Here is a 22,952-nt window from a genome sequence, read left to right on the forward strand (position 1 = left end):
CGACGGGGCCGGCGCCGGTGACGGTACCGAATGTGGTGGGGAGCGCGCAGGCGTCTGCTGAGGGGGCCATTACCGGGGCGGGCCTGACGGTGGGGACCATCACGAACAGCAGTCATGCCTCGGTGCCGTCGGGGAATGTCATCAGTCAAACGCCGGGGGCGGGGGCGAGTGTGGCGGCGGGCAGTGCGGTGAATCTGGTGGTGTCGACGGGGCCGGCGCCGGTGACGGTGCCGAATGTGGTGGGGAGCCCGCAAGGGGCGGCGCAGACCACGCTCACCAATGCGGGTTTGAAGGTAGGGACTGTCACGGAGAGCAGTCATGCGTCGGTGGCCTCGGGGCGAGTCATCAGTCAAACGCCGGGGGCGGGGGCGAGTGTGGCGGCAGGCAGTGCGGTGAATCTGGTGGTGTCGACGGGGCCGGCGCCGGTGACGGTACCGAATGTGGTGGGGAGTCCGCAGGCGTCTGCTGAGGGGGCCATTACGGGGGCGGGCCTGACGGTGGGGACCATCACGAACAGCAGTCATGCCTCGGTGCCGTCGGGGAATGTCATCAGTCAAACGCCGGGGGCGGGGGCGAGTGTGGCGGCGGGCAGTGCCGTGAACCTGGTGGTGTCGACGGGGCCGGCGCCGGTGACGGTGCCGAATGTGGTGGGGAGCGCGCAGGCGGCGGCGCAGACCACGCTCACCAATGTGGGTTTGAAGGTAGGGACTGTCACGGAGAGCAGTCATGCGACGGTGGCCTCGGGGCGAGTCATCAGTCAAACGCCGGGGGCGGGGGCGAGTGTGGCGGCAGGCAGTGCGGTGAATCTGGTGGTGTCGACGGGGCCGGCGGTGCCGAATGTCATAGGCCTAACCCAGGCCGCGGCGCAAACTGCGATTACCAGGGCAGGATTGAGGTTGGGCAGGGTGACCTCAACCAACAGCCAGACAGTCTCCATTGGCAGAGTTATTAGTCAAACTCCCCAGCCAGGAAGCAAGGTGGCGGCAGGCAGTGCAGTGAACCTTGTCGTATCCCTCGGAACCGCAGTGCCGAATGTGGTGGGGAGCCCGCAGGCGGCGGCGCAAACCGCCATTACCAGTGCGGGTTTGACGGTGGGGACGGTGTCGACCGTGAACAGTACGACCGTGGACATTGGTGCGGTTATCAGTCAAACCCCGTCAGCTGGGGACAATGTGGCTCCGGGCAGTGCAGTGGACCTGATCGTATCTCTTGGAACCGCAGTGCCGAATGTGGTCGGTTTGTCGCAGATCAATGCTCAAAATGCCTTGGCCGCGGCCGGCCTGACAGTGGGGATGGTGACAACGACCATTAGTGCCACGGTGCCAGTTGGCAACGTCATTAGTCAGAAGCCTGGCGCAGGGACCACTGTGGCTCCGGGCAGTGCGGTAGCCTTAGTTATTTCGTCAGGACCACCGGTTTTTTTGATGGGGGTGCAAAATGATCCCAGGACCGGGCCCCTGGTGAATAGTCTCTATCGCCTTCGCACCGATGGGGTTGTAACTAAAATTGGAGATCTGACGCATCGCACGCATGGCTTGGCCTATGTCGGGACCACGTTGTATTCCGTCGAGGAACTGTCTCTTTCTCCGCAATCTGGAGCTTCGCCGAATTTGCATCGGCTGAATCCGGAAAGCGGGGCCTCGCTGGCCAGGATCCCCTTGTCGTTATCGACGGGCGAATCGTTAGAAGGCGGGCGAGGGTTGGCCACGGAACCCGGGACAAATCTGCTCTGGGGGTTGCTTGTCGTGACGTCCGAAGTAAACAGTGCCCGGCGGTTAGTCACGATTAATCCGACGACGGGAGTGGCTACTCAAAAGGCCAAACTGTTTGGAAATTTTATGGACCTGGCCTTTGATGCATCCGGGACGCTGTATGCGATCACGGACAACCGAACCGTACCTGGGGGGGCGAAGGTGTTTCCGGCCAGGATTTATATGGTGAATAAGTCGACAGGAGCCACGACGGAATTTCTGGATGTCTCTGCGGGTGCCGTGGCGGGACAACCGAATTTTCGTGAAAGTGAAACAATTGGGATGGGATCTTCTTCCGACTTATTGTATCATCTCTCCGGTCAGCATAAGGTAACCCCAGGATTTACCAAAAATATCCTGTTTGAAACGATTCATCGGACTACAAAAGCCAGAACGGCGATGGCCCTCACAGGCCCGGATTTTTTTGTGACGACGGCCCTGACCATGGTGCCACCTACGAGTCCTCCGGCATTAGGAGATCTGGATGCGTCGGGTACGGCTGATCTCATCTGGCGCAACCAGAGTGATGGTAGTACCGCGATCTGGTTGATGAATGGAACGACAATCGCCGCCTCCGGCTTTCCGGGCGGGGTGCCGAGGGTTTGGCAGATCGCGGGCGTAGGTGATGTGGACGGCGATGGCAAGGCAGATGTCATCTGGCGCAATACCACCGGCACGGTAGCCGTGTGGCTGATGAATGGGGCGGCGGTGAAGGCCGTAGGGTTTCCGGGAAGCACGTCGACGGCGTTTGAAATTGCAGGCGTGGGCGATGTGAACGGCGATGGCAAAGCCGACCTGGTCTGGCGTAACATCACTGATGGCAGCACCGCGATCTGGCTGATGAACGGCACCACCATTGCCGCCTCCGGCTTTCCGGGCGGAGTGCCTCTTGCCTGGCAAATCGAGGGTGTGGGCGATGTCAATGGGGATGGTAGAGCAGATGTCATTTGGCGCAATGGCACTAGTGGAGGAGTGGCTATATGGCTGATGAACGGGTTATCGGTGACCAACATAGGCTTTGTCGGCGTTGCCCCAACCGCTTTTGATATGGCGGGCGCTGGCGATGTGAACGGCGATGGAAAGGCGGACTTGATCTGGCGCAATCAGAGTAATGGCAGTACGGCAATTTGGTTAATGAATGGGACCGCCATTACTACGGCCGGCTTTCCGGGGGGTGTGCCCGTCGCGTGGAAAATTTCTCAAGTCGGCGACGTGAACGGAGATGGTAATGCCGATGTCATCTGGCGCAATGATAAAAGTGCCATAGTGGCGGTCTGGTTGATGAACGGATTATCAATCTCGACCGTAGGTTTCCCGGGTTCCGCGCCCTCCGATTGGGAAATTCAGTAGGAGGGATATTTCGAGCTGATTGGCTTATAGGCATAGTTTCTCATACCTTGACATTTTAGCTTACATTGCATTTCTCTTATGCTCATAATCAGGTATCTTTCGGCCACGTAGTTTATTCCACGACCGAGTCCTCCGGGGATGTGATGAAGGTTCAGCACCTGAACGGGTTGAATCTAACCCACCAGAAGTTGCCAAGAGGTCAAAAGTTGATCTTTCTTTGGCTGCTGGTTCTGGTAAGCCTCGTTTTCCTCAACTTTATCTTTCCAGCAACAGCAAGAGCCGTGGAAGTTCCTAATTTTATCGGGAGCCCACAGGCCACAGCAGAGTCAGAGATTATAAACATTGGTCTCACTGTGGGAGTTGTGACGGCAGCCATTGATGGTGGGGTGCCCATTGGCAACGTCATCAATCAAGATCCGGCAGCTGGGATCAATGTGGTGCCGGGCAGTCCGGTGGACCTCGTGATTTCTGGTGTGGCGGTACCGGATGTCGTGGGGGTCACACAGGGCAATGCTCAAACCGCTATTACCAATGCAGGTCTCACAGTGGGGGCGGTGACGTCCGCGAATAGTGCGACCGTGCCTATTGGAAACGTTATCAGTCAGAATCCGGCGGCGGGGACCCCTGTTTTTCAGGGTAATGCGGTGGCCTTTGTGGTGTCTTTGGGTATCGCGGTGCCAAATGTCGTGGGGTTGCCCCAAGGCACGGCGCAATCGGCGATTACCAGTGCCAACCTTGCGGTAGGCACGGTGACGATGGCGAATAGTACGACTGTGGCAATTGGAAATGTCATCAGTCAGAATCCGGCGGCGGGAACCAATGTGGCGGCTGGCAGTGCCGTAGCCTTGGTGGTGTCCCTGGGCGCGTCGGTGCCCAATGTCGTGGGGGTCACACAGGGCAATGCCCAAACAGCCATCACCAATGCGGGTCTCACAGTGGGGACGGTCACGTCAGCAAATAGTGCGACGGTGCCTATTGGGATCGTCATCAGTCAGGACCCCGTGGCAGGAGGCAATGTAGAGCCAGGTAGTGCCGTGGCGTTTGTGGTGTCCCTGGGAACCGCGGTGCCGAATGTGGTGGGCTTGACCCAGTCGGCTGCGCAAACGGCGATTACCAATGCCGGTTTAACGGTTGGGGCCATTACAACAGCCAGTCATCCATCGGTGCCGACCGGGAATGTTATCAGTCAGAACCCTGGGGCCGGGAGCAATGTGGCGCCAGGCAGTGCCGTGGCGTTTGTGGTGTCGCTGGGGCCTGCGGTGCCGAATGTGGTGGGTTTGACCCAGTCGGCCGCGCAATCCGCGATTACTACGGCCGGCCTGACAGTGGGCACGGTTACCTCCGCAAATAGTCAGTCGGTGCCCATTGGGAGGGTCATTAGTCAAACTCCTGCACCAGGCACGAGTGTCACAGCGGGCAGTGCGGTGAACATTGTCGTTTCCCTGGGCACTGAGGTGCCGAATGTCGTGGGCTTGGCGCAAGCTGCCGCCCAGACGGCAATTACCAGTGTCGGGTTAACAGTGGGGGCTGTGACGACTGAGGCCAGTGCGACAGTCTCCGCAGGAAATGTCATCAGTCAGAACCCAGGTGCCGGGAGCAATGTGGGGCCAGGTAGTGCGGTGGCGTTGGTGGTGTCGCTGGGGCCGGTGGTGCCGAATGTGGTCGGTTTAACGCAGGCTGCCGCGCAATCCGCGATTACCACGGCCGGGTTGACAGTGGGGACGGTGACGACTGCCACGAGTGCGTCCGTGCCCATTGGGAGAGTTATCAGTCAAACTCCCGCGTCAGGCACGAGCGTATCGGCGGGCAGTGCAGTGAACATTGTTGTGTCCCTGGGCGCCGCAGTTCCGAATGTCGTGGGCTTGACGCAGGCGGCGGCGCAATCCGCGATTACCACGGCGGGCTTGACGGTGGGGACGGTGACGACCGCCACGAGTCCAACCGTGGCGATTGGCGCGGTCATCAGTCAAAATCCGACAGCCGGAAACAATGTGGCGCCTGGGAGTGCGGTGGCCCTAGTGGTATCGCTAGGGGCTCAGGTACCCGATGTCGTGGGCTTGACGCAGAGTGTTGCTCAAACGGCTTTGATCACGGCGGGCCTTACTGTAGGGACGGTAACGGCGGTTTTTAGCGACACCGTTCCCCTCGGAACAGTAATTAGTCAAAATCCGACGGCGGGGACGAATGTGGATCCGGGCAGTGGGGTGGCTCTGGAGATTTCCTCCGGACCGCCGGCTTTTCTGATGGGAGTGCAAAATGATCCCAGGACCGGGCCGCTGGTGAATAGTCTCTACCGACTTCGCACCGATGGAGTGGTGATCAAAGTCGCAGATCTGACGCATCGCACGCATGGCTTGGCCTTTGTCGGGTCCAATCTGTATTCCGTGGAAGAGCTGACGCTTGCGCCACAGGCTGGGACCCCACCGAAGATGTATCGGCTCAATCCCGATACCGGGGCCACGCTGGAAACAATCTCCCTTTCATTATCCACGAGTGAATCGTTAGAGGGGGGTAGAGGCCTGGCTACGGAGCCTGGAACCAATCAGTTGTGGGGGCTGCTCGTGGTGACATCCGAAGTGAATAATGCCCGCCGGCTAGTGACGATTAATCCGACCACGGGCCTGGCCACGCAAAAGGCCAAACTGTTTGGAAACTTTATGGATCTGGCCTTTGATGCAGCCGGGACGCTGTATGCGATCACGGATAATCGACCCGTATCCGGTGGAACTGTGGCTCCGGCCCGAATTTATACGGTGAATACAACGACGGGGGCCACGACGGAATTCCTGGATGTCTCGGCCGGGGCCGTGGCGGGACAACCGAATTTTCGAGAAAGCGAAACGATTGGGGTGGGGACTTCATCCGATTTGCTGTATCATCTTTCCGGGCAGCATAAAGTGACGTCAGGATTTACTAAAAATATTCTGTTTGAAACGATCAATCTGAACAATAAAGCCAGAACCGCCATTTCGATCACGGGCCCGGATTTTTTTGTGACGACGGCCTTGACGTTGGTGCCACCCATGAGTCCAAATCTTCCGGCCTTGGCGGATCTGGATGCGTCCGGTACGACCGACCTGGTTTGGCGGAATACGACTGATGGCAGCACCGCGATCTGGTTGATGAACGGATCGAGAATCGCGGCCTCCGGTTTTCCAGGCGGGGTGCCGCTGACTTGGCAGATCGCGGGCGTGGGCGATCTGAACAGCGATGGCAAGGCGGATGTCATTTGGCGGAATGCCACCGGCACGGTAGCCGTGTGGTTAATGAACGGGGTGTCGGTGACATCCGTGGGCTTTCCCGGAAGTACATCAACGGCGTTTGAGATTGCTGGGGTTGGCGATGTGAATGGCGATGGCAAAGCCGACCTGGTCTGGCGCAACCAGACTGATGGCAGCACCGCGATCTGGCTGATGAATGGGACCAGCATTGCTTCTTCCGGTTTTCCTGGCGGATTGCCTTTAGCCTGGAAAATTGCGGGCGTGGGCGATGTGAACGGCGATGGCAAAGCCGATATCATCTGGCGCAATACCACCGGTACCGTAGCCGTGTGGCTGATGAACGGGTTAACTTTCACGGGGGTCGGCTTTCCCGGTAGTGCATCGACCGCATTTGAGATTGCGGGCGTGGGCGACGTGAATGGGGATGGCAAAGCCGACCTGGTCTGGCGCAACCAGAATGATGGCAGCACTGCGATCTGGCTGATGAATGGGACCACGATTGCTTCCCCAGGTTTTCCTGGCGGGGTACCCTTAGCGTGGAAAATTTCTCAAGTTGGTGATGTGAATGGAGATGGCAAGGCGGATGTCATTTGGCGCAATGGCCCTAGTGGCACGGTGGCCGTCTGGCTGATGAACGGGTTGTCAATTTCGGCCGTGGGTTTCCCCGGTTCGGCTTCCTCGGTCTGGGAGATTCAATAGATAATAATTCCGGTCGGATGGGGACCAGCAGGCCAACCTGCTAAGGATGGAACGCGTCAACCCTCTCATGTTATGATTACGTTTATTTTTTCCGTGTTCCTGATCAGAAATCTTTCACCCATCTGATTGACAACACGACCAACCCTCCCCCATAGCAAAGACAACGAAGCCCTTTTCTTTCATTTCACCGCAAAACGCAACGGCAATCCATGGGTCAGGCGCGTAGGTAGCGGGTGTAACCAGGCCAGCCTGGGGCGCCGTGGACTGGGCAGCTGATTCTTGCTGAATGGAGTCAACGATATGAATCTTATGAAAGTTCTGCACCAGAACAAAACGATGTTGAATTTCACCCGTCAGAAATTGCAAAGAGATCATGCCTCGATCCTTTTGCCGTTCGGCTTTCTTGTGTGCATGCTATGTCTCATCTGTGGCGTACCTGCAACGGCCGGTGCCGTAGAGGTCCCCAATGTTGTCGGAAGCCCACAAGCAACAGCAGAGGCCGCGATTATTAGCTCGGATCTTTCTGTGGGGGTCGTGACGCCGGTCAATAGTGCCACCGTGCCCATCGGCGCGGTGATTAGTCAAAATCCGGCGGCCGGAATCAATGTGGTATCGGGCAGTCAGGTGGATCTCGTGATATCCGGCGTGACGGTGCCAAGTGTGGTGGGGTCGGCGCAGGCGGCTGCGGAAACCGCCATTACGGCCGCAAATCTCACGGTGGGGACAGGGACGACAGCCAATAGTGACACGGTGCCCATCGGCAATGTTATCAGTCAAACCCCCGCAGCGGGTACCAATGTGTTGCCGGGTAATGCCGTAACTCTAGTGATTTCCCTGGGTACCGCGGTGCCGGACCTGATAGGGTTGACCCAAGCCGCAGCGGAAACCGCCATTACGGCCGCAAATCTCACGGTGGGGACAGGGACGACAACCAATAGTGGCACGGTGCCGGCGGGACGGGTCATCAGTCAAACGCCGGCCGCGGGGAGTAATGTACCTCCGGGCAGTGCGGTGGCTCTTGTGGTGTCCCTGGGAGCGAAGGTGCCCAATGTGGTCGGATTGACGCAGGCCGCGGCGGAAGCAGCCATTAAAAGTTCGGGTTTGACCGTGGGGACAGTGACCACGGAGACCAGTACGACGGTGCCGGCGGGCACGGTCATCAGTCAATCTCCGGAGGCCGGGACCAATGTGGCTCCAGCTAGTGCTGTGACGTTGGTGGTGTCCTCGGGGGTGGTGGTGCCGAATGTAGTGGGCTTGACGCAAACGGCGGCGCAAACGGAGATTACCTCAGCCAGCCTGACTGTGGGCAGGGTGACCACGGCCAATAGTTCCAGTGTGGCCGTGGGCAAGGTCATCAGTCAGAATCCGGCTGCAGGGGCAAAGGTGGAGGCAGGCAGTGCAGTGGCCCTGGTTGTGTCCCTTGGGGCAAAGGTGCCCGATGTCGTCGGGAGTTCGAAAGGTAGTGCTCAAACAGCTCTGAGCACGGCAGGGCTGAAAGTTGGGACGGTGACATCGGCCAACAGTCAGACGGTGGCCATCGGAAACGTCATCAGTCAAAATCCGACAGCGGGGTCTAATGTGGCCCCAGGCAGTGCGGTCGCTCTAGTCGTATCGGTGGGAACGGCCGTGCCCAATGTGGTCAACAAATCGCAGGCTGCGGCGCAAGCTGCCATTGCCGGTGTAGGCTTGACGGTGGGGAACGTGACGTCAGTTTTCAGCGACACGGTGGCTTCGGGAAATGTGATCAGTCAAAACCCCACAGCGGGGACGAATGTTTCACCAGGTAGTGGCGTCGGTTTGGTCATCTCTTCCGGTCCACCGGTTCTGCTCATGGGGGTGCAAAATGATCCCAAGACCGGGCCCCTGGTGAATAGCCTCTATCGACTTCGTACCGATGGGGTGGTGTCCAAAATTGGAAATCTCACGCACCGCACACATGGCTTGGCTTACGTCGGGTCCAACTTGTATTCCGTAGAAGAGCTGACGCTTGCCAAACAAGCGAGGACTCCGCCGAATTTGTATCGGCTCAATCCCAGCACCGGGGCGACGCTGGCCACGATCCGCCTGTCCTTATCGACAGGGGAATCCTTGGAAGGAGGGCGGGGTCTGGCCACGGAGCCCGGAACCAACCAACTCTGGGGGTTACTCGTGGTGACCTCCGAGGTGAATACTCTCCGCCGGCTGGTCACGATTAATCCGACGACCGGCGTCGCCACGCAAAAGGCGAAACTGTTCGGAAACTTCATGGATCTGGCCTTTGATGGGGCCGGGACGCTGTATGCAATCACAGATAACCGACCCGTATCCGGTGGGGCTGTGGCTCCGGCCAGGATTTATACGGTGAATACAACGACGGGGGCCACGACGGAATTCCTGGACGTCTCGGCCGGCGCCGTAGCGGGGCAACCGAATTTCCGCGAGAGTGAAACCTTAGGGGTAGGGTCGTCGTCGGACCTCCTGTATCATCTCTCCGGCCAACATAAGGTGACCTCTGGATTTACCAAGAATATTTTGTTTGAGCAGATCCATCGAACCACGAAGGCCAGAAAAGCCATTGCGCTCTCTGGCCCGGACTTTTTTGTCACGACGGCCTTGACGTTGGTGCCACCCACGAATACGAATACCGGTGCAGGTATTCCGGCTTTGGCCGATCTGGATGCGTCCGGCACGACCGATCTGATCTGGCAAAACACCCAAGATGGCAGCACCGCCATCTGGTTGATGAATGGTACGACAATCGCAGCGACAGGATTCCCTGGCGGGGTGCCCGCGGCCTGGCGGATTGCGGGTGTGGGCGATGTGAATGGAGACGGTAAGGGGGATGTCATCTGGCGCAATAGTACAAGTGGAACCGTAGCCGTGTGGTTGATGAATGGAGTGTCGGTGACGTCTGTGGGTTTTCCCGGAAGCGCGTCGCTGGCGTTTGAGATTTCCGGCGTGGGAGATGTTAACGGTGATGAGAAAGCCGACCTGGTCTGGCGCAACAGGACTGATGGCAGTACCGCTATCTGGCTGATGAACGGAACGAAAATCGCTGCTCCTGGTTTTCCGGGCGGGGTGCCGGTAGGCTGGCAAATCTCAGGTGTGGGCGATGTGAATGGGGATAGTAAGGCGGATGTCATCTGGCGCAATGGTGCGAGCGGCACCGTGGCCGTGTGGCTGATGAACGGATTAGGTATCACGGGGGTCGGCTTTCCCGGCAGTGCGTCGACGGCATTTGAGATTGCAGGCGTGGGCGATGTAAATGGGGATGGCAAAGCCGATCTGGTCTGGCGCAATACGACGGACGGCAGTACCGCAATCTGGATGATGAATGGGACCACCATTGCTAGCCCCGGTTTTCCTGGCGGGGTACCCGTAGCATGGCAGATTTCTCAAGTCGGCGATATCAATGGCGATGGCAAATCGGATGTCATCTGGCGTAACGGGCGGAGCGGGACTGTGGCTGTCTGGCTGATGAATGGGGCATCGATTTCAAGTGTGGGTTTCCCTGGCTCTGCTCCCTCCGACTGGGAGATTCAGTAGGCATGGGTTACGGCATATCCACTCCTGCCACAATAAAAAGGAGGAGAGCCATTCGAAAGAGGGGGCGCTGGAGTCAGAGTATGGATTCAAACCCTTGTTTTGTCATATGGTTAGTCAATTGTTGGTGAACGGAGCATACACTACATGGACGGAATGAAAGTTCTGCATCAGCAGATCTTGAACCGCACCCACAAGGGAACGCGTCAGGCCCTCAAGTTCCTGGTTTTACAGCTCGTCGTCCTAGGAAGCCTGCTCTTTCTGACCTGTGTCTTACCTGAGACCGCAAGAGCCGTCGAAGTCCCCAATCTCGTGGGCAGCTCACAGGCTAAGGCGGAGGCGGATATTATCAAGGCTAATTTGAGGGTGGGAAAAGTAACCTCGGCTAATATTGTCACCGTCCTGCCGGGTACCATCATCATTCAAAATCCCGCAGCAGGAATTAATGTCGTCCGAGGGACAAAGGTTGATCTGGTGGTGTCTGGAGTGGCAGTCCCCGACGTCGTCGGTCGAAAGCAAGCTGACGCCCAAAATGATCTGACCAAAGCAGGATTAATCGTCGGGAGAGTGACGACGGCCAATAGTGCGACGGTGGCGGCAGGCAGGGTTATCAGTCAAAACCCTACGGCGGGAACCAATGTGACATTTGGGAGTCCGGTGGACCTGGTGGTATCCCTAGGTAGCACAGTCCCGAATGTGGTGGGCATGACGCAGGCGGCCGCTCAATCGGCGATTACCACGGCTGGTTTGACCGTCGGTGCAGTGACGACAGCAATTAGTGCCACCGTGGCAGCGGGAAAGGTTATTAGTCAAAATCCGGTAGCAGGAAAAAAGGTGGAGGCGGGAAGTGCTGTGGCCCTGGTTGTGTCCCGAGGGACACTAGTCCCGAATGTTGTTGGTCGCACACAAGCGGACGCCCAAAAAGCCCTGACCTCTTCCGGCTTAACCGTGAGAACCGTGACTATGGCCAATAGCGCCACCGTAGCGGCCGGTAGAGTTATCAGTCAAAACCCGGGGGCCGGCACAACTGTGAACCCTGGAAGTGCGGTTGCTTTGGTGGTATCGCTGGGAACGACCGTGCCCAATGTCGTGGGGTTGACGCAGAGTAGCGCCCAATCGGCTCTGAGCGCGGCGGGCTTAACGGTGGGGACCATGACGACCGCCAATAGTGAAACGGTGCCCAGCGGCACCGTCATCAATCAAATACCAGTGCCAGGAATAAAGGTGACTCCGGGAAGTTCGGTGGCCCTGGTCATTTCCTCCGGACCGCCGGTTTTTCTGATGGGTGTACAAAATGATCCCAAAATCGGACCGCTCGTGAATAGCCTCTACCGTCTTCGCACTGATGGAGTCGTGACCAAAATTGGGGATCTGAACCACCGTACCCATGGTTTGGCGTTTGTCGGGTCCACGCTGTATTCCGTGGAAGAGCTGACGCTTGCGCAACAGTCGGGGGCCCGGCCAAATCTGTATCGGCTTAATCCCGAGACCGGGGCCACCCTGGCCACGATCCCTCTGTCCTTATCGACGGGCGAATCAATAGAGGGGGGACGGGGGTTGGCCACAGAGCCTGGGACCGGTCTGCTATGGGGCTTGCTTGTCGTGACGTCAGAAGTGAACAGTGCCCGCCGGTTAGTGACGATTAATCCCAGGACGGGCGTGGCTACCCAAAAGGCCAAACTTCTAGGAAACTTCATGGACCTGGCGTTTAATGCAGCCGGGATTCTCTATGCGATTACGGACAATCGACCGGTGCCTGGGGGGGCGACCGTGTTTCCGGCACGGATTTATACGGTCAATACCACGACGGGAGCTACGACGGAATTCCTGGATGTCTCGGCCGGCGCCGTGGCCGGACAACCAAATTTTCGGGAAAGTGAGACGATTGGGGTAGGATCGTCGCCTGACCTCCTGTATCATTTTTCCGGTCAGCATAAGGTGACCTCAGGATTTTCCAAGAATATTCTGTTTGAAACAATCCATGTGAACAATAATACCAGAACTGCGATTGCGCTCACAGGCCCTGACTTTTTTGTGACGACAGCCTTGGCCTTGGTTCCGCTCAGGACCGCACCGGCTTTGGGAGATCTCGATGCCAATGGCAAAGCTGATCTGGTTTGGCGGAACAATTCTAATGGCAACACCGCAATCTGGTTGATGGATGGAACGACGATTGCGGCCTCAGGCTTTCCCGGGGGAGTGACAATGGCCTGGCACATCGCCGGGGTGGGCGATGTGAATGGAGATAATAAGGCCGATGTTATTTGGCGGAACGCCACCAATGGGGCAGTGGCTGTGTGGCTGATGGATGGATTAACGATTGTTTCCACGGGGTTTCCGGGTAGTGCCTCGCTCGCTTTTGAGATCATGGGCGTGGGCGATGTGAACGGCGATGGGAAAGCGGATCTGATTTGGCGCAATACCACTGATGGTAGTACCGCGATCTGGTTGATGAACGGCACCACCATTGCCGCCTCAGGGTTTCCGGGAGGAGTGCCGGAGGCCTGGCACATCACGGGGGTGGGCGATGTGAATGGGGATAACAAGGCCGATGTAATTTGGCGCAACGGCAACAGTGGGGCAGTGGCTGTATGGCTGATGAACGGGTTGTCGGTGACGGCCGTGGGTTTTCCTGGAAGCGCTTCCACCGCCTTTAAGGTCATGGGTGTGGGCGATGTGAACGGGGATGGGAAGGCGGACCTGATTTGGCGCAATACGACTGACAGCAGTACCGCAATCTGGTTAATGAACGGGACTTCCATTGCCGCATCAGGATTTCCGGGTGGGGTTCCGGCCGTCTGGCAAATGTCAGAGGCGCGGGATGTGAATGGCGATGGCAGAGCGGATGTCATTTGGCGTAATAGCCGGAATGGGACGGTAGCGGTGTGGCTGATGAATGGATTAACGATTTCCGCCGTGGGGTTCCCAGGCTCAACCTCCACAGATTGGGAGATTCAGTAGTTCCTGTTTGCCGGGGGGGGGGAGCGCTGTAGGGCGCCATCAGGCCAAGAGGCCATTCGGGTAGGGCCTGTTAAGTAAGATCAGGGCATGGATTGAGGAAATTATTCAGAAGATTTGGCGCATCGTATTCCAATGTAGGGACTTCTCTTTTCAGGATTTTCTCGAGCCCGATAGGTTGAACGGGCAAAAATCGAACTCACACTCCAGGATCCTCCACGATGCACTTTCATGGTCCCGGAGTCCGCCCCGTTGGGATTATGGATGAGCGTCGGTTGGTTCTCGTACGGTGTATACCAATCAAAGACCCACTCGGATATATTTCCAGCCATGTCGTGAATATCAAATGGACTCACTCCATTCGAGAAGGTGCCAACTTCTAACGGGCCGGCTTTTCCGCGATCCAAAGCGGTTTGCATCCACTCACCCCATTTCGCCATTGATGAAAAGTTTTTGCCTGCCCAATAACTCGCCGTATTGGTTCGTTGAGGATCCCATGAGTTCCCCCAAGGATAGGCATAACCTTGAGGTCCCCTGGCGGCGTATTCCCATTCCGCCTCGGTAGGAAGGCGTTTGCCAGCCCAGGTGCAGTAAGCCGTTGCATCGTACCAGGTCACTCCGAGGACGGGATGATCCGGTTTGTGAAATCGTTCATTCTCCCAGAACGCAGGGGCTGCCCGACCTGTCGATTCAAGAAATGCACGATAGTGGCGATAGCTGACTTCATACTGATCAAGATAATAGGCTTTAAGGCTAATCTGGCGTTGAGGAATCTCTGCTTGAAAGGCATTGAACTGGATTCCTTCAAAGTCTTTCAGGAGACTGGAAATTTGATTCTCAGTGCTTCCCATCCTAAATTCTCCGGCGGGAATCAAGATCATGGGGACGTCATCATTTCCTGAGAGGGCGGACTCCACGGCGCCAGGTAAATCCTGTTGATGTAGCCGTGCCTCAAGGATGGGTTCCGGTTGGGATACATTCGGTTGATCACTGGCCGCTGGGGGTGAGCTAGAGTCATTTTGGAACATATTCTTGAAAAATCCGAAAAACCCTGAATTCTCGTTCGAGGATGGTTCAATCGCCGAGGGGGATGGGGGAGAAGGGGTGGATGCGGAAATGGTCCCAGGCGTTGGCGAACTTCCAGAAGAAGGCCCTGCCGGATCATTTCCACCATTCGGGACAATAATTGGTGGTTGCGTAACTCTTGCCTCTAGTTCCTTACGCTCACGTTCTGCGGCGGTTCGTCGACGCTCTTCTTCCAAATCGGCCAGGCGACGCGCTTCCTCGGCCTGCTGGCGTTGGTGCTCTTCTGCGGCAAGTCGGGCCTTTTCGGCTTTCATGGCGGCCTCTTGCTTCAGGCGGGCAACTTGTTCCCGCTCTTCTTCCAGGGCCGCGAGTCGGGCCTTTTCGGCTTTCATGGCGGCTTCTTGCTTAATGCGAGCCTGTTCCTCGGCCACCCGTCGGGCTTCAGCCAATTGGGTTTGACGGGTGAGTTCCTCTTTGGCTAAGGCTTCCTTGCGGCGCTGTTCCTCGGCATCAATTCTGGCCTGTTCCTCGGCCACCCGTCGGGCTTCAGCGAGTTGGGCTTGGCGGGTGAGTTCCTGTCTGGCTAAGGCTTCCTTGCGGCGCTGTTCCTCGGCTTCAATTCTGGCCTGTTCCTCGGCCATTCGGCGAGCTTCAGCGAGTTGAGTTTGACGCGTAAGTTCCCGTTCCGCCAAGAGTTGTTTTCGTTTTTGCTCCTCTGCCGCGAGTCGGGCCTTTTCGGCTTCCACGCGTCGACGTTCTTCTTCGGCTACCATTCGCTGGGCTATGGCCAGTTGCGTTTGAAATTCCCGTTCCCGTTGTGCCAAGAGTTGTTTTCGTCGCTCTTCCTCGGCGGCGAGCTTGGCTTGTTGGGCTTTTAAGGCGGCCTGTTGTTGTACCAAGAGCGCTTCCTGTTCCCGGCGGGCCTGTTCCGCGGCGACCCGCCGGCGTTCCTCCTCCGCAGCCAGGCGTTGAGCTTCGGCCAGTTGCGCTAAGGCCAGCTGGCGTTGTTGTTTTTCTTCGGCGGCCACGCGGGCTTGTTCGGCTTTTAACGCGGCTAGTTGTTCCGCCAAGAGCGCTTCTTGTTCCCGGCGGGCCTGTTCCGCGGCGACCCGCCGGCGCTCCTCCTCCGCGGCCAGGCGTTGAGCTTCGGCCAGTTGGGCCAGACGAGTTTGTTCTTGTTCCGCCAGGACTTGTTTGCGGTGCTCCTCTTCGGCGGCCACGCGGGCTTGTTCGGCTTTTAACGCCGCCTGCTGTTCCGCCAAGAGCGCTTCTTGTTCCTGACGGGCCTGTTCTGCGGCAACCCGCCGACGTTCTTCCTCCGCAGCCAGACGTTGGGCTTCCGCCAGTTGCGCTTGAAGATCCTTCTCCCGCTGCCGTTGCTCCTTTAAAGATTGGAGAGCTTGCAATTCAAATTTTTCCCGCTCTGCCTCTAGCGCGGCAGCTTCTTCTTCTACCGTTTTTTGTTTATCAGCCTGCTCGCTCTTTCCAGATGGAACATTGTTGAAGACATCCAGGGGATTTCCAAAACTCTTTAAGAGTCCGACAATGGTCTCGACCGTTCCAGCTGCAGGATTGCTCGTCTTTCCTTGGGTGTTGGCGACTTGTGGGTTGGAGGAAAATTTTTCGGGAATAAAGACAAATTCTCCTTTATCCGCACTCAACCCCCACATCTCAGGTCGTTGCACATGTTTATGGGTGAGAGCAGCCGATTGCACGTGCTCATCGAGATAGGTGAAGAGTTCGGAAGTGGGAATGATCCCATCGCCGTTCAGGTCACCCTTTCCCTTTCCAATGCCTTCCAGAAGATAATACGTAAACACGCTATGTTTCCACTTCGGTCCGGCTAAGGCTTGCTGCCCCGTTCCTCCTGCGGTAATCAATTGGCGCGCAGGTTCACTGGCAATCATCTTGAGATAATTACTGGTCATGGGGGGGAACGAACGCTGACTGCGCCCGGCAATGCCTCCATAACAAATGTCTATGAGAAATAAGACCTGTTTTGCCGGAAGTGATTCGGAAAGTTCGCGAAGAAGATCCACACTGATTGCGGTGTCCGCAAGTAGGCCCGGCTCGGTATCGACGGGCATCATGTAGCCTACAGGTTGCTGTTTTCCCTTGCCGGGGGTCTCTCCGATGTGCCCCGCAAAAAAGATGAGCACTCGATCATTTTTTTGTACTTGCGTCACAAGGTTGTGGCGCAACTCCTGAAGGATCGCTTTTTTGGTGGCTTGAGTGTTGTAGAGTGATGTAACCGTAAATCCTTGACGCCCCAGCATGCGTGCCATCGATTTCGCATCATCGACCGCATAGGCCAGGCCGGCGAGATTCAGATATTTATCAATGCCTATGATGACGGCCCAGGATTGTCCCTGGGTCTCGGCGATATATTGGGCAGGAACTTTTCCGTTCACAGTACTACTGGAGGTATCTGCGTGGGCCTGGATTGGAAGGAGCAATGCGGTCAAACTGCATAACAGGAAAGAGAGCTGCAGGATGCTGGGAGAGTGGAAAGATCCTCTTTTCTGGATGGGGTGATGTAGAGTGCGATCGGACACCGTTCACGTGCTCCTGTGGCCTATGTCAATTTTACTCATGAAAATTCTCGGAAGAAAATAAGCCAGGGCCATTTTCCGGATGCATCAGAATTTCGTCTTTGGCCTTTTCCTTCGTTTCGTGAGAGCTTATATGTCCAGCAACGATGAAAAGAACGTGTCATAAGCATGGTGCTGATTCCGGACGACGTGGGTTTTTGAGACCAGTTTACTGGGTCCTGCCTCGGAGATGCCATTGTTGGCCTGGTACACGACTTGAAAACTAAGAGACCTTCCTTCTTGAAGCCTGTCGGTCATTTCCCAAATTTGGGGGGTATGGCTGAGTGGGGGGTCGGTGCAAGCGAAACCTCTGGGAAATATGGATTGACTTCATGAGAAAGAGTTTATAGGATCGCCTGGTTTTCTACGTCATCAGCATCGCGTTTTTAGATATGATTCCATCTGATAGCCACTAAAGCTGAAGAAGGGCGTGATTAACACCATTCTTTTGGACCTGTGGTGTTGAGCGTACCATCCCCCAAACCCATAGTTAAAGTCGATAATTGCGCTCGGACCATCGCGCCAATTTCGTTGTGTGGAAATTTTTGGGAAACCTTTTTTGTTTATTCCAATTATATGAGGAAAAATAATGACTTATTGGCTCATGCAGAACTTGGTATGTAGGCGAATTCAGCGGTTGGCCTGTTTCCTTGTGTTGGCAATGCTCCTCATCAGTCAATCTGTCACTCAAGCCAAAGAATTAAAGAATGTGATTCCTGATCTTTATGGGGGAAATGGGTTTCAAACCGATCCTAATTTTGCAGGCAATCGATCCAATGATTTTGGCAATGCGGTGTTTGATTCATTTAATGAACTGACCAATGGCATTGGGGCTCAAACGGGGCAATTCGCGGTGAACTCTACGGTGGCGGCGTATCGGTTTGATGTTGAGCGGGGAGTTCCTGTTGAAGTCACCAAAAGCCTCGGTCCACTCTTTGCGGAACGAGCCGACACGCTTGGAAAAGGGCGATTTGATTTCCAGGTCGTCTGGTCAAACGCCAATTACAAAAAATTTAATGGCCAAAAGCTGTCTTCTCTCAGTGAAGATGTCTCTCCCACCGCCGGGCCTGGAACTCCCGCCGGTTCCCCAGGGTTAGATGAGCTCTTACAAATTAACCTGGATGTCAAAGTGATTACCAATTTTGTGGGATTTTTTGGCACGTATGGCATCACGGATAATTGGGACATCAATCTTCTTGTTCCTCTCATCAATAACAAGATCAAGGCAAAAGCGAAGGCGACCATGCTTGATGCCAACGGCGTCCCTTGTACTCAAGGTGGTAATTGCAGTGGTATCTACGTGATCAATGGGACGGCACCCGGTACGGGGGACCCTTCAAGAGACAGCTCTTCTGCGGATAAAACCGGGATCGGAGACGTTCTTCTTCGAACCAAATATAACTTCCTGAAAAACCATGAAATTTTACCTGATTTGGGAGTACGCGGTGGCGTTTCTTTTCCCACGGGAAACGAGGATAACTTCATGGGAGTCGGAGAATTCAGATTTGAGGGATTGGCTGTCGCTTCTAAATATTATTCATCCCCGATCGGCATGATTGGTCCCCATGTAAATACGGGCTTCGTGCTGGTCAACAACAAATCAGAACTGAATCTTTTTACCTATGTCGCAGGGTTTGATTATGCGCCTATTCCAGTCTTTGCTTTCTCTCTTGACCTCCTGGGCCGTCACGAATTGGACGATAAGGATAACAGTGGAAAGGACATCGTCGATTTGGCTCCCGGCCTAAAATGGGCTCCACTTCCCAACACTCTGGTTCAGGCAGCCGTCCAGCTTCCACTCAATAAAAATGAAGGGCTCCGTCCAGATGCGGTCTGGACGTTAGGCGTGGGAGCGACGTTCTAAAGACTTGAATCGTCACACGTTACCGTTGTCCTTTTGAAGCATGTTTAGGGAAAAATAAAGGTGACAGAGGGAAAAGACAAGCTGAAGATAGCTATACTATTTGATTTCCTGCGCGAGACGAAACCCAATTTGGATGCTCCGCGAGTCGGCGCTGTACCCATTACGAAATGAAGAACGCAAAGATATTGGAGCGTTAGTCCAGCCACCTCCTCGCCTCACCCGTGTTCCGCACATCCCGTCATTCGCCTCTAGCCAGGCCGATCCATTTGTCGGGGCATGCTGATAATCGTCATGCCAGCAATCCTGGACCCATTCCCATACATTTCCGCTCAGGTCATGCAGGCCGAGGCCGTTGGGCTGTTGGGTACCAACTGGTTGAGTTCTTCCATTGCTGTTTGTGTTGAACCAGGCATATGTCGAAAGCTGTTCCTGTTCTGAGTTTCCCGCCCAAATTTCGCCTTTTCCCATATTTCTGGCAGCATATTCCCACTCAGACTCTGTGGGAAGTCGATAGCGATAACCCGTTTTTTGTGATAACCACGTTGCATAGTCCGCGGCATCTTTCCAGGAGACATTGATGACCGGATGCCTTTCACGTCCCCATCCCTCATCTCCCGGAAGCGGCCGACCTGTTGATATGGCGAACCGGTCATATTCCTCGAAGGTGACCTCAAATCGCCCTAAAGCAAATTTTTTGATATGGACTTCTCGTAGCGGGAGTTCGTTTGACGTACTCTCTTCCCAGGTATCTCCCTGTTGAAAGGTCCCGGCAGGAATTGAAACCATTTCGGGATCCAGATGGATGCTCACTACCGGAGCGACGACTCTCAGGATGGCCATTTTAAATGCCTTATTCTCCTCTGCCAACCAAGTGCCTAATCCTCCCAAAATAATAATGAAGACCCCCATGAGCCCTGCTCGTTTTATCCATCGTTTCTGTCGCTCCGCAAGCTGATACTGTTTTTTCAGCATGGAGACGGTTTCTGCATGTGAAGATTCCGCCGAAATCAGGTTGGGTGTTCGAGTCTTAGACGAGGGTTTATCAGCAACCGATTGTCGTCGAAGGCTTTCAGACTTTGTGTGATCAGCCAGGGGTGTGGGGGAAGATTTTTCCGCGGGCAGGGTTGTTTGCTTATCGTCGTTCATTGGGTGCGCGATCTGAGCATGGACATGCGAGAGGAAATGGGTAACCTGTTGGGAATATTCCTAAATTATTCTGTGACTGTTCGCCCTGTTAGGCAATATGGCATTTTTCCCATCCTGACGAAATGAGCCACCACAATTGCTTGCGAGATCACTATCGTCATGTCAAGTTATTTTAACAGATTACTCCCTGAACAAAAGCAGTTTTTCTTAATGTAAAAATTCGATAACAATTACACAAGTGTTGGTGGGGTGAATTTGGACAATCGAATGAACCCGAAAAATTGTGGAAGATAATGAGGCCTTGCATCATGACCTTCAACGCCAAGAAGATAAGAGATGACTCCTGTGGTATGAGAATGCTTCGACCAAATAGATCCGGAGTGAACACGGTTGGAAGGGCTGGCGAGAACAATTCAATTTAAAAAAACAATCCGTGATGTCTTTCTTGATAGTTAGATGTTGGCGTTCCTGCCGAAACTGGGCAGTCCCGTGAGTTGTATGGAGCTGGCGAGAGGAATTGAACCTCCGACCTGCGGTTTACAAAACCGCTGCTCTACCGATTGAGCTACGCCAGCTCGGCGAATTATAGCCTCATCATACATACCAAAGGCTGAACCATTCAACCAGCATGGGATACATAAAAAATATTTTTGCCAACTGCCCACGATTTAGGTCATTTGCAGCAGGACTTTTCGTACCCCACTCTGTGCGGCTTTTTCCAGGGCCAGAACGCCATCCAGGAGTGCATAGCGAGCATGGATAAGGGGGGCAACCCGGACGTGGTTCGATTCTAATAGGCGGATGGCGGGAGGGAACGGGCCGCAACGCGATCCAATTAAGGATATTTCCTGAATGACCAAAGCCGCCATATTTAAAGACAGGTTCCCATGATAGGTGGATTTGAGCACAAGTGTACCTCGAGGTCGAATTAATTGCATGGCCGTGGAAAACCCCTCGGGGCTTCCGGTGGCTTCCACAATGATATCTGCGCCTGGAGAAATATCAGCCGGGTGCGAGGTCACCTTGATGCCCATGTGGGTGAGCCAGGTGTTGTGGTCCGAATGACGGCCCAATAGGGTCACGGCACATCCTGAAAGCACAAGAATTTGTGCGCACAGTATCCCCAACTTTCCATCTCCGATGACGACCACCCGGTCGGTTGGTTTGATCGAGACTAATTGGGGTATCTCACAGGCGGCGGCTAAGGGTTCAATAAAGACGGCCTGATCATCGGAAATGGAGTCAGGCACGACATAAAGGTTTTCAACCGGCAGAGTAAGATAATCCGCAAAGGCCCCATCCCGACCCTGGATGCCTAATGTGGTGCGATGAGGGCAATGCGTGGGATGGCCGTTGGTACAGGTTTCACAAGTGCGACAGGCGGCATTGATCTCTCCCACGACCCGTTTTCCAATCAATCCTGTATTGGAGGCCTCATCGACTATCCCAACAAATTCATGCCCCAAGACACCTTGAAAGGCCATATACCCTTTGAGTAGCTGAAGATCGGTCGAGCAGATTCCAGCTTGGATGACCCTGATCCTGGCTTCACCATGTGGACGGGGGGGAAGGGGTAGGTCGGTATGAAGTTGAAGCTTCTGATGAAGAACAAGTCCCCGCATATGGATCCTTTAAGGGAGTGTTGAATAAAACCAATTTCCAAGGGCATATTGACCCACAGGCACGTTGCATATTAGAGGTCTCGGGGCGGTTCAAAAAAGTCCGTCCAGCAAGGCCGCAGTCATTTTTGCGCGCAGAGCGTACTTCCAGTACGTGAGCACGGAAAAATGGCGAGAACGCCGCTGGCGGCTTTTTCAACCGCCCCTTTAAGAAATACCTTAGGAAATGGCTTGATAGCACCATAGCAAAAATGCTGTCAATCTTCAGCAATTTCTATGAATATTCAGTAAGTCAATTTTCCACAGTAAGGGGCTCTCTGTCTCCGGCGTTTTGGGAAAACTCTTCCACTCTCGTCGGGAAAGGTTTTGAGACTTTGGTCGATAACGTGAAGGAGCATGGAGGGTTGTGAGATGCCCATCGAATCAAAGGAGAAGTCATGATGATTGCCGGTATGGCCTCTGCTCTTTCTGGAATTCAAGCTGGAGGAAGAATCCTCAGCGTCGGCGCGCATAATATTGCCAATGCCCAAACAGAAAGTTTTAAACGAATCCGTGCTCTTCCAGAAGAATCCTCAGTCGGTGGTGGCGTGAGGGTTACTTTGCAAACCGATGAACGTCCCGGTCCCCAATTTTTCTCCGGTAATAATTCGCTCAGTCTTCGCGAAGGATCTAATGTGGATCTCAGCGAAGAAATAATTTCCAATCTGCAAGCGGTGAATCTCATAGAAGCCAATATGGCCAGTATGAGCATTCAGGGGAAAGTTTTGGGCTCCCTCTTGGATATTACCGAGTAATGCCTCCTTCCTGAATGTAATCATTCTTCATTCGATCCCATCTCCTTTGCTCTGTCTAATATTTCCTGTAGTATTTTCATGGGCTTTTCGCTCGTGAGAACGACGCAGTGTTTAGTCCTTCTCAATACAAACAGCCGGTTCTGAAGACGTTTATGTCCTCCAGGAGCGTCTTTTCGTTTTTAAAACGAATGTCTTGACAAAATGGAAGATACTCTGTTGGTCACCCGCCTGTACTGGTGCAGTAAAAAACTAAGGATTTGACTTTGAACGTAGGAAAACAATTATTGTAGAATCAAACGGTTATACGAAGTGAGGCGATTTGTCTTAGGGAATTTCTTGAGAACACCCAGCGTTGTGAGATAGAAATTTTCCTATTCACTCCGTTTCTATTACATTTTTTGAACAGGAGAT

The 22,952-nt window shown here is 54.8% G+C and carries 9 protein-coding genes and 1 tRNA gene; 6 read left to right on the top strand and 4 right to left on the bottom strand.

Translation table 11 applies throughout. The annotated features are described in order from the left end of the window. The 4 genes from ACTRXD_RS05105 to ACTRXD_RS05120 all read left to right on the top strand — a co-directional run. Positions 1-3,101, top strand: a 3,101-nt coding sequence (locus tag ACTRXD_RS05105; RefSeq protein WP_442430767.1) for a PASTA domain-containing protein, incomplete at its 5' end; no start/stop codon positions are given. Positions 3,102-3,244: 143 nt separating this feature from the next. Further along, positions 3,245-7,021: a PASTA domain-containing protein gene (locus tag ACTRXD_RS05110; RefSeq protein WP_442430768.1), complete on the top strand. Its 3,777-nt coding sequence runs from the start codon at positions 3,245-3,247 to the stop codon at positions 7,019-7,021. A 300-nt stretch (positions 7,022-7,321) separates the two neighbouring features. Next, positions 7,322-10,546 carry a PASTA domain-containing protein gene (locus tag ACTRXD_RS05115; RefSeq protein WP_442430769.1) on the top strand — a complete coding sequence of 1,075 codons (3,225 nt, stop codon included), beginning with the start codon at positions 7,322-7,324 and terminating at the stop codon, positions 10,544-10,546. 144 nt (positions 10,547-10,690) lie between these two features. Next, complete coding sequence (locus ACTRXD_RS05120) at positions 10,691-13,504, top strand: PASTA domain-containing protein (protein WP_442430770.1); 2,814 nt, start codon at positions 10,691-10,693, stop codon at positions 13,502-13,504. A gap of 101 nt (positions 13,505-13,605) precedes the next feature. On the opposite strand, the gene ACTRXD_RS05125 is transcribed toward ACTRXD_RS05120, so the two are convergent. Further along, positions 13,606-16,938: an SUMF1/EgtB/PvdO family nonheme iron enzyme gene (locus ACTRXD_RS05125; protein WP_442430771.1), complete on the bottom strand. Its 3,333-nt coding sequence runs from the start codon at positions 16,936-16,938 to the stop codon at positions 13,606-13,608. Positions 16,939-17,707: 769 nt separating this feature from the next. Between ACTRXD_RS05125 and ACTRXD_RS05130 the strand changes: the two genes are divergently transcribed. Continuing rightward, entirely contained in the window at positions 17,708-18,982 is a 1,275-nt protein-coding gene (locus tag ACTRXD_RS05130) for a transporter (RefSeq protein ID WP_442430772.1), read from the top strand. Between the two features lie 96 nt (positions 18,983-19,078). On the opposite strand, the gene ACTRXD_RS05135 is transcribed toward ACTRXD_RS05130, so the two are convergent. The 3 genes from ACTRXD_RS05135 to ACTRXD_RS05145 form a co-directional block, all read right to left on the bottom strand. Next, a complete protein-coding gene (locus ACTRXD_RS05135; RefSeq protein ID WP_442430773.1) occupies positions 19,079-20,128 on the bottom strand; it encodes a formylglycine-generating enzyme family protein in 1,050 nt (349 codons plus the stop codon). A gap of 499 nt (positions 20,129-20,627) precedes the next feature. Continuing rightward, a tRNA-Thr gene (locus tag ACTRXD_RS05140) sits at positions 20,628-20,703 on the bottom strand. Between the two features lie 93 nt (positions 20,704-20,796). Then, entirely contained in the window at positions 20,797-21,750 is a 954-nt protein-coding gene (locus ACTRXD_RS05145) for an MDR/zinc-dependent alcohol dehydrogenase-like family protein (protein ID WP_442430774.1), read from the bottom strand. A gap of 434 nt (positions 21,751-22,184) precedes the next feature. Between ACTRXD_RS05145 and ACTRXD_RS05150 the strand changes: the two genes are divergently transcribed. Continuing rightward, complete coding sequence (locus ACTRXD_RS05150; RefSeq protein ID WP_442430775.1) at positions 22,185-22,541, top strand: hypothetical protein; 357 nt, start codon at positions 22,185-22,187, stop codon at positions 22,539-22,541. Positions 22,542-22,952: the final 411 nt, after the last annotated feature.

Origin of the sequence: Nitrospira sp. T9 (genome assembly GCF_052156535.1) — a bacterium.
In the GTDB taxonomy this organism is placed as follows: domain Bacteria; phylum Nitrospirota; class Nitrospiria; order Nitrospirales; family UBA8639; genus Nitrospira_E.